Genomic DNA, 15,705 nt, shown 5'->3' with positions numbered 1-15,705 from the left:
ATACGGGGAGACGGGACATGCCCCACGAAACGCCGGTGTTTATGGCAGTGGAGTCACTTGCCACAGGTCCCTTTGCCCTGCTCGGGGCAAGTGGCCGGCAGTGGGGTTGAGGGCCAAGCGAGCGTTGCAGCTCAGCTTCCGAGATGCCGCGCGCCACGCTTCTTCGCGAGCATGATCTGCCTTTGCCTTTGGCGGTAGCGCTCGCGATCCTCCTCGGTGCGGGTGTCGTGGCAGTGGACGCAGGAGACGCCTTCCTCGTGAAGGGGCGACTGGAGGTCCTCGGGCGTCAGCGGCTGGCGGCAAGCATGGCAGAGCGTGTGCTCGCCCTCCTTGAGCCCATGCGTGACCGAGACGCGTTCGTCGAACACGAAGCAGGCGCCGTCCCAGAGGCTCTTCTCCGGCGGTACTTCCTCCAGGTATTTGAGGATGCCGCCCTTGAGGTGATAGACCTCCTCGAAGCCCTGTTCCTTCATGAAGGCGGTCGCCTTCTCGCAGCGGATGCCGCCGGTGCAGTACATCGCGATCTTCGGCTTGTTATGGAGACCGGTATTGTTGCGGACCCAGTCCGGAAATTCCCGGAAGGTTTTGGTCTTCGGGTCGACGGCGCCGCGGAAGAGGCCGATTGCCGTTTCGTAATCGTTGCGCGTGTCGATGACCAGCGTCTCCGGATCGGAGATCAGCGCATTCCAGTCCTTCGGCTCCACATAGGTGCCGACCACCTTGTTGGGATCGATATTCTCGACGCCCATGGTCACGATCTCTTTCTTCATGCGCACCTTCATGCGCAGGAAGGGCATGGCCGAAGCGCGGCTCTCCTTGTGTACGAAGCCGGCGAATTCCGGCTGTGCCCGAAGAAAGGCAAGGACCGCCGCAATGCCTTCATCGGTGCCGGCGATCGTGCCGTTGATGCCCTCATGCGCAAGAAGCAGCGTTCCCTTCGCTCCATTGGCGTCGCAGATCGCCTGGAGCGGTTCGCGGAAATCGGCGAAGCGCGGAAACGATACGAAATGGTAGAGGGCAGCCACCAGAAACTGGCCTTGGGCCTCCGGTCGCGATGTCGTGATCATGTCGGTCATGCGGCAGGCAAATACAGGTTTCGGGCGTCAAGTGCAATTGCGGCGAATCGCGCCTGAGATCGGCTGCCGGCAAGTGATCTACTTTCCAGCTTCGAGCCACAGCAGTTCGAGGGCTCGGCTCTCCCTTCGAGGCCGGTCGAGAAAGACCGCCTCTGCGCGCGTAAGGGCCTCGCGCCTCAGTTCGTCCTGCCTGGCGGCGACACTCGAAAAGAGGTGCTCCTGACTGTTGCCCGCGAGCTCCGGCCGCTCGCCGACGAGGGACATCAATGCGTCGAGGTCGTTCAGATGGCCGAGCACGTCGACCAATTCGTTGGCCTCCTCTCTCTTCGCCCGCATCGCCGACGGCCATGCCTCGCGAAGCAGGGCAAGCTGCATCCGGTAATCCTGCGCGCTCTTTCGCAAGTCGTGGAACAGCATCGTATCGGCGCTTGCTGCACAGGCGGTCCTGGCGCGTGCGGCGCGCCGCAAGGTCCGATGCAAACCTTTCGCGAGACGGCGGGCGGACTTCCGCCTGCCGTCACGGAACGAAACATGAGCGAGCGCGGCATGCGCCTTTCTGCAATTGACGATGGTCGCCTCGATCTTCCGGTCGAGATCACCTTCGTCTTCTGCAATCCGGTCACGCCGGCTCGCCAGAATCGTGCAGATCTTGTCCAGCGCCAATTGCTGCTCCTCGCTCGCCGCGTGCTGGCGCAGGTAAACGGCGTTCTCGGCGAGCGCTGCCGCATCGCGGAACGTCGCCAGACTGCGCGCCATGCCGCGGATGCGGGCGTTTTCCCGGCTCTGGAAGAGTGGCGCGTCGGCGGCCACGAGGCGATAGAGCGAGCGAAGGCGCTTGAAGCTCTTGCGCGCATCGTGGATCGCTTCATGCACGCCATCGGGCTGGCCCTCGAGAATCGCGATCGCGCGTTCGATCTGTTCCTCTCCGACGGTGCGGAAGTCCTCTGTAAAGGGGCGCTTCGGATGGAAGGCGAAGGTCATGTCTGCGCTTCCAGGAGCCCTTCGGTGGCAAGCGCCTGATTGGAATAGCGGCGGTCGCCGGTGATCTCGCGCCCCAGCCACGCCGGGAGGGTGGGCAGGTCCGTCTCCCGCTCCATCTCGACCTCGGCCACCGTCAATCCTTCGAGCGCCCCCTCATAGACGTCGACCTCCCAGGTGAAGCCCTTATGCGGAATGCGGAAGCGCCGCTTCTCGATGACGATGCCGATCGCCTGCGTCAGCAGTTCCCGGGCGTCATCCATGGGGAGATCGTATTCGTACTCGTTGCGGACGAGCGCGGATTTACCGATCTTGATGGTCAGGCGGGCCCGCTTGTTGCCGTGAATGCGTACACGCACCGAGCGGTCTTCCATGGTGACGATATAGGCCTGGCGCAGCCTGACGCCCTTGTCCGCGTGCTGCCGCCAGCCGTCGGTGGCGACCAGAAACTTGCGCTCAATCTCCTTTGCCATGGATCTCCTGCCATTTCGGGACGTCGCCGCAACAGACTACCGTTTAATCGGTGTCGCTCAAGTCATGTCCTTCCCGCAGATGCATTTTCTACTGAATGTCTCCGAGGACCGCAGCCGTTTTAATGACAAGAACATGGAGCAATTCAAAACGCTACAGCGGCCCTTCTGCGCGTCGAGCCCTATGGGCTTTCGTAGTCCGTCATCTTCGGTGCGCTGGCGGCAGCGGAGCTTTCAGGCTCGACAAGGGCAGACTGACGGGGTATGCGAAGGGCATTATTCAATCGTTTTAAAAGGGCGATCGGCATGAGCGCGAAAACGGACAAGCTTCTATCCATCCTCAAGCTGCAGCCGGTGGTTCCGGTGCTGGTGATCGATGATGCGTCGTCGGCGGTACCGCTTGCGCGGGCGCTCGTCGCAGGGGGCCTGAAAGCGATCGAAATCACCTTGCGGACGCCGGCGGCGCTGGAAGCGATCCGCGCGGTTGCAGGCGAAGTAGAGGGCGCCGTCGCCGGTGCCGGCACCATCCTCAATGCCGCCCAGTACGAAGAGGCTGTCGCGGCCGGATCCGAGTTCATCGTGAGCCCCGGAACGACACAGGAACTGATCGATGTCGCCAGCGATCACGAGGTGCCGCTGCTTCCGGGTGCGGCGACGGCGAGCGAGGTCATGGGGCTTCGCGAGGAAGGCTACGAGGTGATGAAGTTTTTCCCCGCGGAGCAGGCCGGCGGCGCCGCATATCTGAAATCGCTGTCGTCGCCGCTCGCCGGCACCCTGTTCTGCCCGACCGGCGGCATTTCGCTTTCCAACGCGCGCGACTATCTGACGCTTCCCAACGTCGTATGCGTCGGCGGCTCCTGGGTGGCGCCGAAGGACCTGGTCGCCAAGGGCGACTGGGCCGGCATCACCAGGCTGGCGGCCGAGGCCTTCGCGCTCAAGGGCTGATCTGCAGCCGCTACGCGACCTGGGGGGCTGGCGTTCGTCCGCCCCGTTTCATCTGGAACGCCGGGTTTGTATTTCCGCTGCAACGTTCCTATGTCTCAATCCGCAACAGCGCCGCGTGTGTCCTGTCAGACGCGCGAAGGTTCGCTGTACCAGTTTGAGGTGCCGCATGGTTTTTCCCTCTGATCGGGGAGATCAAAGGAAACATGCAGGGAGCGGGATGGAGCGTTGGTGCTTGCCATCGCGCACAGATCGAAAAGGAGCAAGCCCGATGTTCGACGCGAAGAAATTGCTGGATCAATTCCTGGGATCGCAGGTGCCCGGCGCCGGAGGGACCATCCGCGGCCGGGCGGATCAGGTGACCAAAGTCGCAAAGGACAATCCGCTCGCCACCGGCGCGATCGCCGCGGTGCTGCTCGGCACTAAATCCGGACGCAAGCTGGCCGGCAACGCCGCCGTCCTCGGCGGTCTCGCCGCGATCGCCGGCCTTGGCTACCAAGCCTACAAGAACTATCAGTCCGGGAAGGAGCCGGTGGCCGAGCCCGCGGCACCGGCGCCGGCTCAATTGCCCGCGCCGCCAACGGATTCCGGCTTTGCTGCGCCGGAAGCGCTGAGCGACGACTTCGCGCTCGTGCTGGTGCGCGCCATGATCGCCGCCGCGCGCGCAGATGGCCATATCGACGCCGCCGAGCGCGGCCGCATCATGGACAAGCTCTCGGTTTCGGGGCTTTCCGCGGACGCGGCGGCCTTCCTGGAAGCTGAACTCGTCAATCCCGTCGATCTCGATGCCATCATCTCCGCCGGGAAGACGGAGGAGGAGCGGGTGGAGATCTATACGGCCTCCCGTCTGGCGATCGAACCGGACGGCCGGGCCGAGCGGGGTTATCTCGACCTGCTCGCCGGCCGGCTCGGCCTGGCCGATGCGCTCGTCGACCACATCGAGGCGACAGTTTCAGCCGCAAAAATTCCGGCGTGAGCGGACTCCATGAGCGGGCGCCGATCCGTTCCGCTCATGGGTCGCATCACCAGTTTGAATTTGTCACCGCCCCGCGTCTGTCCTATGGCCAATGCAAATGCAAAACGCGGGAGCAGTTGATGCGCGATCTTGCCGACTGGAAAGGATGCCCAGCGCCAAAACCGGTGCTCATCGAGGGGCGATACGTTCGCGTCGAACCCTTCGACCGGGCGAAACATCTGAATGCCCTCTGGAGCGATGCCTTCGGCGGCATGGCCATCAATTCTCTGCTCAGATACTTCTCTCAGGAGGATTTCTCGGGCATCGAGGATTTCGACGGCTGGCTTTCGGCGGTTCAGCAGAAGTCTGGCTGGGTGACTGAAGTCTTTCGCGACAAGGCGAGCGGCAAGGTCGTCGGCATGGCGAATTACATGCGGGCGGATTCCGCCAACGGCGTCGTCGAGGTCGGCGGTGTCGCGCATGGGGCCGCCATGGCGCGGTCGCCGCTTTCGACGGAAGCGCACTATCTCATGGCCAGGCATGTGTTCGAGGACCTTGGCTATCGGCGCTATGAATGGAAGTGCCATAGCGAAAACAAGGCGAGCCGCACGACGGCGGTGCGCCTCGGCTTTACGTTCGAGGGTATTTTCCGTCAGCATATGGTTTCGAAGCGCGCCAATCGCGATACGGCCTGGTTCTCGATGATCGATCGCGAATGGCCGCTCATCAAGGCCGCTTTCGAGCACTGGCTTTCGCCCGACAATTTCGATCGCGACGGGCGCCAGAAGCAGCGCCTCGAGGATATCCGCGCAGCGCTTGCGGAGGAGGAACGAAGGTGAGCACGCCCGAGAAGGAGAAATCGCCCGCCATCGCGGCAGCCGTCATTTTGCTGGTGGTCGGGATCGGCTTCTTCGCGCTGCCCTCGATCATGGTGAGGCTCGGCGACATATCGCCGTGGCTTGCGGCCGCGGTCGGCTGCCTTTTCGTGGCAGGCTTCTTCCTGATCTTCTGGCTGCGCGCCCGCCACCAGCGCCGGAAAGGTCTGTAAGTCTCCGGTCGGCGCCGTCCTCTTCCGCCGCAACTCAGCTCTGCAGTGCCGCGCCCAGGAGCACCAGCCCGAGCAGCAGAACCAGAAATGCACCGGCGATCTCGATTCCGTTCGAGATGCGCGCCGCTGCCGAATCGCTTGAGGCATAGCGCACGGCAACGCCCTTGGCCGTGACGGCCATGGTCGCCAGGATCGAAACGGTGATTGCCGTGCCGATCGACATGGCGAAGACCGAAAGCACGCCGCCGAGATAGAGCCCGTTGAGGAGCGCGAAGGAAAGCACGATCAGAGCGCCCGAGCAGGGGCGCAAGCCGACCGCGACGATCGCCGACCAGGCTTCGCTGAGCGCGAAGCGGTCGCCCTTCAGGAGCGCCGGATCGGGCGCATGGGCGTGGCCGCAGGTTGCGCAGACCTCGCCGGGCCCGTGCGCGTGGGGGTGGTCGTGATGATGATGTTCGTGACCGTGGCCATGATCGTCGTGGAAATGCACGGCCGCAGGGGCCGGACGCAGCATTGAGCGAAGCTTGCGGAAGACGAGCCAGCCGCCGAAGGCAGCGATCAGCGCATAGCTCGCGATTTCGAGCGCACGGGTGGCGTTCGTCATGCTGATCGAGGAGCCGCGCAGCACGAGATAGACGGCGCCGATCAGGAGGATGGCAACGACGCCCTGCAGGATCGAGGAGAGAAACGAGAGCAGCACGCCTCTCTTCAGTTCAGTCTCATTGGCGATCATGTAGGAGGAGATGACCGCCTTGCCGTGGCCCGGCCCGGCAGCATGGAACACGCCGTAGGTGAAGGAAAGGCCGATCAAAGACCAGAGCTGCCATGGGTTCTCACGCATGCCCTTGAGCGCGTCGGTCAGCATCCGATAGAAGCCCTGCTGCTCCATGTTGACCCAGGAAAAGAAACCGCCGAGAAAGCCAGTCGTGCGGATGGAAGGTTCGGCTGTGCCGATGCCGAGGGGCGACTGGGCGGCGGCAACGGTTGCGGAAAGGGCCGTCAACAGGAGCACGGCCGCCATCAGGCCGCCAGCATAGCGGGCATTCAGCATGTGATCTCGATCCTGGTTGCAAAGAGCTTCGACGTGTCCGTGCCGGTCGGATCGTTCCAGAAGGCGTCGGTCAGCGTGTCCTTGTTTTCCGCCAGCACTTCGTCGGGATCCGGCCGCACCACCTGGTGCCGGCAGGCCTCGATCCTGTCGCCGACGACGGAGAGGTCTTCGTCGGTCGGGAAATCCATGGCGGTATACATGGTCGGATCGTAGACGCCGAAGGAAAGCTTGCCCTTGAGCGGCATCGCCTCGGCGGGCTTGACCGCGAACATCATCAGGAGCTGGTTATCCTTGTAGTCGACGGTGATGCTGTCGGGCCTGTTGACCTTCACGGATTTGCCGTTGTCGGAAATCGACGTGTAATAGTTGTACTCCGCCAGCGACTCGAGCACCGTCTGGCCGACTTCCTTCAGCTCATCCGGATCGAGCGTCGCGTTCGAGTTCTTGTCGAAGTCGAGAACGACGCTTGCCGAAAACAGCTCGTCGAAACGCCAGACGTTTCTCAGTTCGCCGATCTCGCCTTTGTCGTCGGCGACGATCTCCAGCCGCGCTTCGGCGAAGATGTGCGGGTGGGCGGAAGCGAGCGCGGGCGAAAGGAGCGTCGCAAGGCCGGCCATGACGAGGCTGCGTGTTTTCATGGGAATGGGAATCCTTTCGGCCTTAGCCGTGCGAATCGTCTTCCGAATGTACTGCAAATGAGACGGAATTGGGACTTTGCAACGCATCGCATCCGCCGGCCGAGGACGGATTCAGCCGCCTCAGCGCGTGTTGCGGAACCAGTTGTGAAGGAAGTCGACGAAGGTGCGAACCTTGGTCGGAAGGTATCGGCGATGCGGATAGATGGCGTAGATGCCGCGGTCCTTGGGCAGGAAATCGTCGAAGAAGGTCACAAGCTCTCCGGAAGCGATCTTCGGTCGGGCGATGAAATCGGGAAGGACCGCCACTCCGATGCCAGTCACCGCGGCACGGGCCGCGGCAAGCGGGCTGTTGACCTCGATCTGTCCGCTGACCGACACCGTGAAAGGCGAGCCGTCCTTTTCGACGAAACGCCAGCTCGAATAGGACCGGCCGTTTGTGTCGAGGATGCACGGGAGTTTGGAAAGTTCACTCGGATGCCCGAGGGGGCCGGCTTTGGCCATGAAATCCGGGGAGGCGCAGACCAGCACCTGAAAGTCGTCGAGCTTGCGGGCGATCAGCGTCGAGTCCTCGAGCCGGGTGATGCGGATGGCGACATCGAAGCCCTCCTCGACGAGGTCGATGAACCGGTCGTCGGAGACGATATCGAGCGACAGTTCGGGATGTTCCCTGCCGAAGTCGATCAGCGACTGGCCGATATCCGCGTCGACGAAGGTCCTCGGCACGGTGATTCGCAACCGGCCCTTCAGGTCGGAATTATTGGCGCGCACGAGATCGGCCAGGTTGTCGATCTCCTTCAGGATCTCCGATGCGCTGCGGTAATAGGTGTGGCCGGCCTCCGTCAGCGAGAACTGGCGCGTCGTCCGGTTCAACAGCAGCGCGCCGAGCTCATCCTCAAGTTCGCGCACATATTTCGACAGCAGCGCCTTGGATTTGCCGATGCGCCGGGCCGCAGCAGAAAAGCCTTCCGCGTCCACGACATCGATGAAAGCGCGGATGCGGGTCAAAGTATCCATGACTTGCCTCTCTCTGGGCATGCGCGGGCGGAACCGGCCTGGATACGCCGTTCTTCGCTACCCCGGCCGCACCAATCGGCCTTGCTGCGATCGTTCAACGAAAGTGAACACTGGTGGCCCTGCGCGGTCCAGAAAAATTTATCGGCGAGGTGGAAAAAACTCTTGATTACGACAGTGAATTTTCTTACCTACGCCTTGCCCAAAGTCGCACGTGCCTGTGGGTGTCCGCCGACCCTCGATTAGGTGAGGTTATCGGTAAGGTACCTGGAACTAACCCCTCCAGTCGCTATTCCGGCCAACCGGGAAATGCGAGGACATCTTGAAGCAACGACGGTGCGGGCCTTTCTGGTGTCTGCCGGCTTTCCAACAGCCGGGGTTACTGAAGAGGCACACCTTCATTGCCGGAAGTGCGGTTGGGTTATTCCCTCCAATCCATGGCAGACAAAGCCGAATCCTAGCCTTTGCGGGCTTCGATTCAACATTCGCGCATCGAGCGCATGCATGGTTCCGGGGTCTCCACCGGCTGGTTCCAGTGCAAGCGCGCGTATGCCCTTTGTCCTCCACAGTCGTGGAGTCTAATGGATCGGGGAATATGGCCATGACCACCGCACGTATCATCGACTTCCTCAACACCCGACGACCCGAAGGTCCTTGCCTCGTTGTCGATCTCGACGTCGTGCGCGATAATTTCAAGGCCTTCCGTCATGCGCTGCCGGACAGCGCCATCTACTATGCCGTGAAGGCAAACCCGGCGCCGGAAATCCTGCGCCTTCTCGCCGGTCTCGGCTCCAACTTCGATTGCGCGTCCGTCGCCGAAATCGAAATGGCGCTCGATGCCGGGGCGACGCCGAACCGCATCTCCTACGGCAACACCATCAAGAAAGAGCGCGACGTTGCACGCGCTCATGCGCTGGGGATCAGCCTCTTTGCGGTCGACAGCCATGAAGAGGTCGAGAAGATTGCGCGCGCCGCTCCCGGTGCCCGTGTCTTCTGCCGCGTGCTCACCGATGGGGAAGGCGCCGAGTGGCCGCTGTCGCGCAAGTTCGGCTGCGTGCCGCAGATGGCCGTCGACGTGCTCGTCTATGCGCACCAGCTCGGGCTCGTCTCCTACGGCGTTTCGTTCCATGTCGGCTCGCAGATGACGAAGCTCGACGCCTGGGATGCGGCTCTTGCCGACGCCAAGCGTGTTTTCGTTCAGCTTGCCAAGCAGGGCATCGAGCTCAAGATGGTCAACATGGGCGGCGGCTTCCCGACGAAGTACCTCAGGGACGTTCCGTCGGCCGAAGCCTACGGCCAGGCGATCTTCGGCGCGCTGAAGAAGCACTTCGGCAACAACATTCCGGAGACGATCATCGAGCCGGGCCGCGGCATGGTGGGCAATGCCGGCGTGATCAAGGCGGAAGTCGTTCTCGTCTCGAAGAAGTCGGACAACGACAGCCACCGCTGGGTCTTCCTGGACATCGGCAAGTTCGGCGGTCTCGCGGAGACGATGGACGAGGCGATCCGCTATCCGATCCGCACGGCTCGCGATGCCGATGCGATGGAACCCTGCGTGCTCGCCGGCCCGACCTGCGACTCGGCCGACGTGCTCTATGAGAAGAACATGTATCCGCTGCCGATCTCGCTGACGATCGGCGACGAGGTTTTGATCGAAGGCACAGGCGCCTACACGACGACCTACTCGGCCGTCGCCTTCAACGGCTTCGAGCCGCTGAAGGCCTATGTCATCTGATCCTGCTCGCTCCCGCTCAAGCGGGAGCGGCTTTCACAATTCATGTCCGGTCCGCTTGAAGCGGTTTTGATGACGGGAGGCCCCGATGGCCGCTGTTGTTGATTCCCTGCGCGCGTTCTTCGCGCCAACCACCTTTGTGATCGATTCGGAAAACCCGGGCGACGTCGTCGCGCGCGAGAACCTGCTCGACCGCGCCATGGGCGCCGGCCGCCGCAAGAAGTCGTCGGAGAAGCTGCGGCGCGGCCGCGTTCCGGCCGAGGGATTGGCGCTCGTCGCTCGCGATGCCGGCGGTCACGTCATAGGCACCGTGCGCCTCTGGAACGTCGAGGCTGGAGTCGATCGGGAAGGCCGGGCCGTGCCAGCGCTGCTGCTTGGCCCGCTTGCGGTCGACCCGGCGCACGAGGGCAAGGGCATCGGCGGCATGCTGATGCGGGCGGCGATTGAGGAAGCCAAGAACCGCGGGCATGGCGCGATCCTGCTCGTCGGCGACGCGGCCTATTACGAGCGCTTCGGCTTCTTCGCCGCACGCGCGCAGCACCTGGTCATGCCGGGCCCGTTCGAGCGCAACCGCTTCCTGGCGTTCGAACTCAAGGAAGGCTGGCTGGACGGCGCCGCCGGCATGCTGGTGGCAAGCGGTCGCAAGCTCGCCCTGCCGCCCGTCAAGCGCGCCGCCTGATTTTCTCCCGCCTCTCACCCTGCGGAGGCGGGCAACGAACAGCGCTCCTGCGCCGGAACGGCGCGGGGGCGCTGTAATGTTTTGAGGGTCAGTTTCTCAGCTTCCTCGCGTCGTAGCAGACAAAGGCAAGCTTGTTGCCGTCGGGATCGCGCACATAGCCGCATAAAAGCCCTCGCCATATTGCGGGCGAAAGCCAGGTTCGCCTTCGCTGCTGCCGCCATTCTCAAGCGCAATCCGGAAAAGGCGATCTATGACCTCCGCCGTTTCGACAAGAAACGCGGTCATTACGCCATTGCCGATGGTCGCCGCCTCGCCGTTGAAAGGATAGCCGGTGAAGAAGCGTGGAGCTCTGTCGTCATCCTTGCGCCCCCAGGAGGCAACCTGTTCGTCGCAATAGCAGCGCTCCTGACCCATCAGGGCCATCAGCGGATCGTAAAACTGTTCGGCCCGCTTCAGATCGCTCGTTCCGACCATCGTGTATCCGATCATCCGTTTTCCTCTCTGCAAGCATGTCAGTTGGTGGCGCGCCGGTAGAATGCCAGTGAGCCGGCTAGCGCCAGCAATGCGCCGCCGCATACACGGTCGAGCCAGATCGCTCCGGAACGTTTCAGAAAGCGGACAGCCTGCGAGCCGAGCAGCGCATAGCCGAACATCACCGCGAAATCGATCGAAGCGAAGACCAGGGCCAGTGTGACGTACTGCGGTATTTGCGGTAGCGCAGGGTCGACGAACTGCGGCAGAAAGGCTGAGAAGAACAGGTAGCCCTTGGGGTTGGTGACGGCGACGAGGAAGCTCTTCATGAAAATCGAGCGCGATGTGCCGCCTCCCATCCCTTGCGATACCTGCGAGGAGATATCCAGCGTTCCACGGGAGCGCAGCAGCGCAATGCCGAGGAAGGCGAGATAGGCCGCACCCAGCCACTTGACGACCGAGAACCAGAACTCCGAAGCGGCAAGCAGCGCGCCGAGCCCGAGGGCCACGGCGCCGATCAGGGCGAAGTCGGAAAGCACCGCGCCGATCATGCCTGCCGTTGCCCGTTTCACCCCATAGCGGGAGCCATTGGTGAGCGCGAGAAGCACGGTTGGTCCGGGGGTCGCGATGCCGATGAAAGCGACGAGCGCGAAAGCAAGAATGGTGATTTCGCTCATGGTATCCTCCCTTGACGATGCCAAGTCCTCCCACAGCTTTGGCGTGTGCGCAAGCTGCCGATCCGTGGTCATGCCCGGTGGCGGCCGTTTGACAACGACCGGGCTTTCTCCTATGGAAGCGCCGGGTGAGGGCCCCTGCCGTCCGCGAGCGTCAAGCTTCGGTGAAGCCCCTCTTTTTCGACACGGTCACGCCGAATACGGCATGCGCGCCGATGGCAATGCGGACACCCATCCCTGAAATCGCATGCCACAGCAGGAGACCCTGTCATGACGCATGAACTACGACGCCTTCCCTCGCTCGACGCGCTGAAGGATCAGGCGAAACGCCTGCGTTCCCGACTGGCGCCGGAAGGCGGCGAAATCAGCCACTCCAAGTCGCTTGAATTGATCGCTGCTCAATATGGCTATCGCGATTGGAACACGCTCCATGCCGCTGTCGGCAATCGGCCGCCTTTCAATCCGTGGATGCTCGGCTCGCGCGTCAGAGGCCACTATCTCGGCCAGCCCTTCGAAGCGGAAATCCTCTCGGTCCAGGCGCTCGGAGCAACAGGGCGTTATCGTCTGACGTTCAGGTTCGATGAGCCGGTCGATGTGGTCACCTTCGAGAGTTTCTCGGCATTCCGCCAACGAGTGACGGCAACCGTCGACGAAAGCGGGCGGACGGTGGAGAGAACCTCGAATGGGCGGCCGCATCTGGAGCTTGAATGGTGAGGTAAGCGGCCGTTCTGTTGCCCATCTGGCCGGCGAGCTAAACCCCTCCCCTTGTGGGGAGAGGTTGGGGAGGGGCTATTCGAGAGGCAATGGGAGGGCCGTCACGTCGAAATGCGTCGCGCAAAGATCAGGGTTCTACCCAGCGATATCCACCACTCCGCAGTCGCCGGCGGCCGAGCCAAAAGCAAGCTGGCGGCCGCTTCTGTTCCAGGCCATGGCGGTGATCGCGCCATTGCCCGGGCGGCGCAGCAGCACCTCCTTGCTGTCGGCGAAGCGGGCGGCGAGAACCATGCCGTCCTCATAGCCGATGGCGACGACATCTTCTGCCGGATGGCAGGCGACCGTCGTCACCATGATATTGGCGCGCGTGCCCAGCTCGAGCGGCGCTTTGCCCATCGGCCCGTCCTTGCCCTGAAAAGGCCAGACGATCGCCGCCGGCGCGCCGGACGAGGCAAGCCACTTGCCCTTCGCCGACCAGGAGAGCGACTTCACCTTTGCCGGATAGCCGGTCATACGCATGTGCCGCGTCTCCGCCCCGGGCTTTGCATCGAGCTTCCAGCCATGCAGCGCATTTTCCTGCATCGCCGTGACCACAAAGCGTCCGTCGGGAGAGAAGGTGACGCCGGTATGAGCGCCTTTCCATTCGAGATCGACCGGCTGGCCGGCCATGGCCACCCAGTGCAGCGAGACGCCGTTGTAGCGCGCGGCGGCGATCCTCAGGCCTTTCGGTGCGAAGGCGATGCCCTCGACGGTGCGCTGCTCGGGAAATTCCCGCGTGGTGCCGTCGGCAAGACGCACATGCGTTGTCTTGCCATAGGCGTAAGCGACTGCACCTTGCGGTCCGGCCGCAACTTGCGAGATCCATTTGCGCCCAGTTTCGGCAACGAGGTTCGCCGTGCCGTCTGCCGAAATGCGCATCACCTTGCCGTCTTCGCCGCCGGTCAGCAGCGTATCGTTCGCCTCGTCGACGACGAATGACAGCAATCCGTCATGCGCTTCAATCGTCTTGTGGCCATGATCGAGCCGGTGGATCGTGCCGACGGCTCCGGCGAAGAAGGGAACATCCTTGAGGAAAGCCACGCCGACGACGTGGCCTTCGAGATCGAGCGGAGCGACGGTCGGCATCAGTTCGACGGACTTTCTTTTTTCATCGTGATCTTATCCCGAAGCCGGGTGCTGCCTTGCGGCATCATGCCTGGACTTCGCATGCCTTGAAGGTGCGCTCGATCTTCTCGCGGTCGAGATCGCGGCCGATGAAGACGAGCCTGCTTTCGCGCTTCTCGCCCTCTTTCCAGGGACGTTGGTGATCGCCTTCGATGATCATGTGGACGCCCTGGACGACATAACGCTCCGCGTCGCCGGCAAAGGCGATGATGCCCTTGAGGCGCAGGATGTTCGGCCCGTCGGTCTGGGTGATCTTCTGGATCCAGGGGAAGAAGCGGTCCGGATTCATTTCGCCCCCGCGCAGCGAGATCGACTGCACCGTCACGTCATGGATCGGCGAGGGGCCGTCGTTATGGTGATGATGATGGCCGTGGTCGTGATCGTGATCATGATGGTGATGATCGTGATGATGATGGTGGTCGTGATCGCAATCGGGGCCGCAGACGTGGTCGTGGTCGTCCTGATCCAGGAAGTGCGGATCGTTCTCGAGCGCCTTGTCGAGATTGAAGGCCCCCTGGTCGAGCACCTTGCCGAGGTCGATCTCGGAGCGCTGCGTGCGATAGATGCGGGCGGACGGATTGATGACGCGCACGGTCGCCTCGACGCGTTCCAGTTCCTCCGGCGTTACGAGATCGGTCTTGTTGAGGAGCACAACGTCGGCGAAGGCGATCTGGTCCTCGGCCTCCCGGCTGTCCTTCAGACGCAGCGGCAGGTGCTTGGCGTCGACGAGCGCCACGACGGCGTCGAGCTCGGTCTTGGCGCGAACGTCATCATCCATGAAGAAGGTCTGCGCGACCGGCACCGGATCGGCAAGACCCGTCGTCTCGACAATGATCGCGTCGAAGCGGCCGGGACGGCGCATCAGTCCTTCGACGACACGGATCAGGTCTCCGCGAACGGTGCAGCAGACGCAGCCGTTGTTCATCTCGTAGATTTCCTCGTCCGACTCGACGATCAGGTCGTTGTCGATGCCGATCTCGCCGAATTCGTTGACGATGACCGCATATTTGCGGCCATGGTTCTCACTGAGGATGCGGTTCAGAAGCGTCGTCTTGCCGGAGCCGAGATAGCCCGTGAGCACGGTGACGGGTATCGGCTTCTGCGCGGATGTTTCAGTCATGGGAACCTCGGGTGTTGGCGATGCGCCGCGGGCATCGATGGTTGGGTTCTCATATAAGAGATGAGGTGGCGATGCGCAAATACAGACCTGTGTCGCGATCGACGCGGGCGAAAATCAGTCGAACGCTCCGGCATCGAAGGCGTTCACGTCCGCAAGCAACTCGATGATGCCTTTCGTCACATGCCCGAGGAGCGCTTCGCCGCGTAGGGCGCTGGCGGCGGCGGCATTGCCGGCGGCGCCATCCGGATTGAGATCCGACATCTTCCAGCCGAAGGCGTGCGGCCCGTAGGCGCGCAGATGCTTGAACGAGCGCGCAAATTCACTCTGGCGCGAGGCAAAATCGCGCGCCTTCGCAATGTCCACCTTGTCCGGGTGAAGCGCCAGCATTACCGAGGTCTCGATGTCGCCGCCATGGATGTCGACCGCCTTGTTCTCGGCGCTGATCCAGCCATCCGGCTGTCCGAACCGCGTCCAGCTCGTTGCCACGGCGAGCATCCGGAAGCGTATCCGCGCCTCCGTCGCCACGATGGTCATCAGCGGAGAATTGCCGCCATGCGCGTTCAGCATGACGAACTTGCGGATGCCGAGCGCGGCAAGGTCCCCGGCAATGCCGAGCCAGCGGGCGATCGCCTCGTCATAGGCGAGTGTTCGGGTGCCGGGCACGTCCATGTGCTCCACCGAATAGCCGACGGGTTCGACGGGCAGGAAGGTCGCGGGCAGTGTTCGTGGCAGTGCGGCGATAACGCGCTCGACGATGCCGGCAGCGATCAGCCGGTCCGTTTCGAAGGGGAGATGCGGCCCGTGCTGCTCATGTGCGCCGAGCGGCAGCACCGCGATCCAGCGCCGCCGCTCGGCAGGTGCGAGTGCGTCGGGATTGTCGTTCCAGCGTGGCTTCGGCAGCGACATTCTACTCGGTCCTCGGCATGGTTTGCCGTAAAATCGTTATTTGAGTCATACAGTTCGTAATCTCAAGCCTTATTGC

At 62.8% G+C, this 15,705-nt stretch carries 18 protein-coding genes; 7 read left to right on the top strand and 11 right to left on the bottom strand.

Annotation, left to right across the window (positions count from 1 at the left end; all coding sequences use genetic code 11):
- Positions 1 to 131: 131 nt before the first annotated feature.
- The 3 genes from trhO to SINAR_RS0124830 form a co-directional block, all read right to left on the bottom strand.
- Complete coding sequence (gene trhO, locus SINAR_RS0124840; protein WP_028001590.1) at positions 132 to 1,076, bottom strand: oxygen-dependent tRNA uridine(34) hydroxylase TrhO; 945 nt, start codon at positions 1,074 to 1,076, stop codon at positions 132 to 134.
- 78 nt (positions 1,077 to 1,154) lie between these two features.
- Entirely contained in the window at positions 1,155 to 2,057 is a 903-nt protein-coding gene (locus SINAR_RS0124835; protein ID WP_028001589.1) for a CHAD domain-containing protein, read from the bottom strand.
- Complete coding sequence (locus SINAR_RS0124830; RefSeq protein ID WP_028001588.1) at positions 2,054 to 2,527, bottom strand: CYTH domain-containing protein; 474 nt, start codon at positions 2,525 to 2,527, stop codon at positions 2,054 to 2,056. The genes SINAR_RS0124835 and SINAR_RS0124830 overlap by 4 nt, the downstream gene beginning before the upstream one ends.
- A 303-nt stretch (positions 2,528 to 2,830) precedes the next feature.
- On the opposite strand from SINAR_RS0124830, the gene SINAR_RS0124825 reads away from it, so the two are divergent.
- From SINAR_RS0124825 to SINAR_RS0124810, 4 genes are all read left to right on the top strand, one after another.
- Positions 2,831 to 3,469, top strand: coding sequence for a 2-dehydro-3-deoxy-phosphogluconate aldolase (locus SINAR_RS0124825; RefSeq protein ID WP_028001587.1), 639 nt, complete (start codon positions 2,831 to 2,833; stop codon positions 3,467 to 3,469).
- Between the two features lie 268 nt (positions 3,470 to 3,737).
- Entirely contained in the window at positions 3,738 to 4,442 is a 705-nt protein-coding gene (locus SINAR_RS0124820; RefSeq protein WP_028001586.1) for a tellurite resistance TerB family protein, read from the top strand.
- A 119-nt stretch (positions 4,443 to 4,561) separates the two neighbouring features.
- The gene (locus SINAR_RS0124815; RefSeq protein WP_028001585.1) at positions 4,562 to 5,260 is read left to right on the top strand and encodes a GNAT family N-acetyltransferase; all 699 of its coding nucleotides are present in this window, start codon (positions 4,562 to 4,564) and stop codon (positions 5,258 to 5,260) included.
- A complete protein-coding gene (locus SINAR_RS0124810; protein WP_028001584.1) occupies positions 5,257 to 5,469 on the top strand; it encodes a hypothetical protein in 213 nt (70 codons plus the stop codon). The genes SINAR_RS0124815 and SINAR_RS0124810 overlap by 4 nt, the downstream gene beginning before the upstream one ends.
- 34 nt (positions 5,470 to 5,503) lie before the next feature.
- Here the strand turns inward: SINAR_RS0124810 and SINAR_RS0124805 are convergent, their stop codons facing one another.
- The 3 genes from SINAR_RS0124805 to SINAR_RS0124795 form a co-directional block, all read right to left on the bottom strand.
- Positions 5,504 to 6,520 carry a nickel/cobalt transporter gene (locus tag SINAR_RS0124805; protein ID WP_028001583.1) on the bottom strand — a complete coding sequence of 339 codons (1,017 nt, stop codon included), beginning with the start codon at positions 6,518 to 6,520 and terminating at the stop codon, positions 5,504 to 5,506.
- Positions 6,514 to 7,158 (bottom strand): DUF1007 family protein, encoded by a 645-nt coding sequence (locus tag SINAR_RS0124800; protein WP_028001582.1) that lies wholly within the window; start codon positions 7,156 to 7,158, stop codon positions 6,514 to 6,516. Before SINAR_RS0124800 ends, SINAR_RS0124805 begins: the two co-directional genes overlap by 7 nt.
- Positions 7,159 to 7,278: 120 nt before the next feature.
- The gene (locus SINAR_RS0124795; RefSeq protein WP_028001581.1) at positions 7,279 to 8,172 is read right to left on the bottom strand and encodes a LysR family transcriptional regulator; all 894 of its coding nucleotides are present in this window, start codon (positions 8,170 to 8,172) and stop codon (positions 7,279 to 7,281) included.
- Positions 8,173 to 8,764: 592 nt separating this feature from the next.
- On the opposite strand from SINAR_RS0124795, the gene odc2 reads away from it, so the two are divergent.
- Together odc2 and SINAR_RS0124785 are read left to right on the top strand one after the other, a co-directional pair.
- Positions 8,765 to 9,904, top strand: coding sequence for an ornithine/lysine decarboxylase (gene odc2 / locus SINAR_RS0124790; protein WP_010970259.1), 1,140 nt, complete (start codon positions 8,765 to 8,767; stop codon positions 9,902 to 9,904).
- Positions 9,905 to 9,989: 85 nt separating this feature from the next.
- Positions 9,990 to 10,580, top strand: coding sequence for a GNAT family N-acetyltransferase (locus SINAR_RS0124785; protein WP_028001580.1), 591 nt, complete (start codon positions 9,990 to 9,992; stop codon positions 10,578 to 10,580).
- Positions 10,581 to 10,676: 96 nt separating this feature from the next.
- Here the strand turns inward: SINAR_RS0124785 and SINAR_RS01000000133840 are convergent, their stop codons facing one another.
- Together SINAR_RS01000000133840 and SINAR_RS0124775 are read right to left on the bottom strand one after the other, a co-directional pair.
- Positions 10,677 to 11,069 carry a VOC family protein gene (locus SINAR_RS01000000133840; RefSeq protein ID WP_234710634.1) on the bottom strand — a complete coding sequence of 131 codons (393 nt, stop codon included), beginning with the start codon at positions 11,067 to 11,069 and terminating at the stop codon, positions 10,677 to 10,679.
- Between the two features lie 23 nt (positions 11,070 to 11,092).
- Positions 11,093 to 11,728 (bottom strand): LysE family translocator, encoded by a 636-nt coding sequence (locus SINAR_RS0124775; protein ID WP_028001579.1) that lies wholly within the window; start codon positions 11,726 to 11,728, stop codon positions 11,093 to 11,095.
- 267 nt (positions 11,729 to 11,995) lie between these two features.
- Here SINAR_RS0124775 and SINAR_RS0124765 point away from each other — a divergent pair, with 267 nt between their 5' ends.
- Positions 11,996 to 12,439, top strand: a complete 444-nt coding sequence (locus SINAR_RS0124765; RefSeq protein ID WP_028001578.1) for a glyoxalase superfamily protein — start codon at positions 11,996 to 11,998, stop codon at positions 12,437 to 12,439.
- A gap of 135 nt (positions 12,440 to 12,574) precedes the next feature.
- On the opposite strand, the gene SINAR_RS0124760 is transcribed toward SINAR_RS0124765, so the two are convergent.
- The 3 genes from SINAR_RS0124760 to SINAR_RS0124750 all read right to left on the bottom strand — a co-directional run bounded on the left by SINAR_RS0124760 (position 12,575) and on the right by SINAR_RS0124750 (position 15,629).
- Positions 12,575 to 13,564, bottom strand: coding sequence for a WD40 repeat domain-containing protein (locus tag SINAR_RS0124760; RefSeq protein WP_028001577.1), 990 nt, complete (start codon positions 13,562 to 13,564; stop codon positions 12,575 to 12,577).
- A 64-nt stretch (positions 13,565 to 13,628) separates the two neighbouring features.
- The gene (locus SINAR_RS0124755; protein ID WP_028001576.1) at positions 13,629 to 14,723 is read right to left on the bottom strand and encodes a CobW family GTP-binding protein; all 1,095 of its coding nucleotides are present in this window, start codon (positions 14,721 to 14,723) and stop codon (positions 13,629 to 13,631) included.
- A 114-nt stretch (positions 14,724 to 14,837) separates the two neighbouring features.
- Positions 14,838 to 15,629 (bottom strand): creatininase family protein, encoded by a 792-nt coding sequence (locus SINAR_RS0124750; RefSeq protein ID WP_028001575.1) that lies wholly within the window; start codon positions 15,627 to 15,629, stop codon positions 14,838 to 14,840.
- Positions 15,630 to 15,705: the final 76 nt, after the last annotated feature.

Source organism: Sinorhizobium arboris LMG 14919 (assembly GCF_000427465.1).
GTDB lineage: Bacteria > Pseudomonadota > Alphaproteobacteria > Rhizobiales > Rhizobiaceae > Sinorhizobium > Sinorhizobium arboris.
Note: the sequence above shows the minus strand (reverse complement) of the source record. Positions and strands in the feature narration are given on the sequence as shown.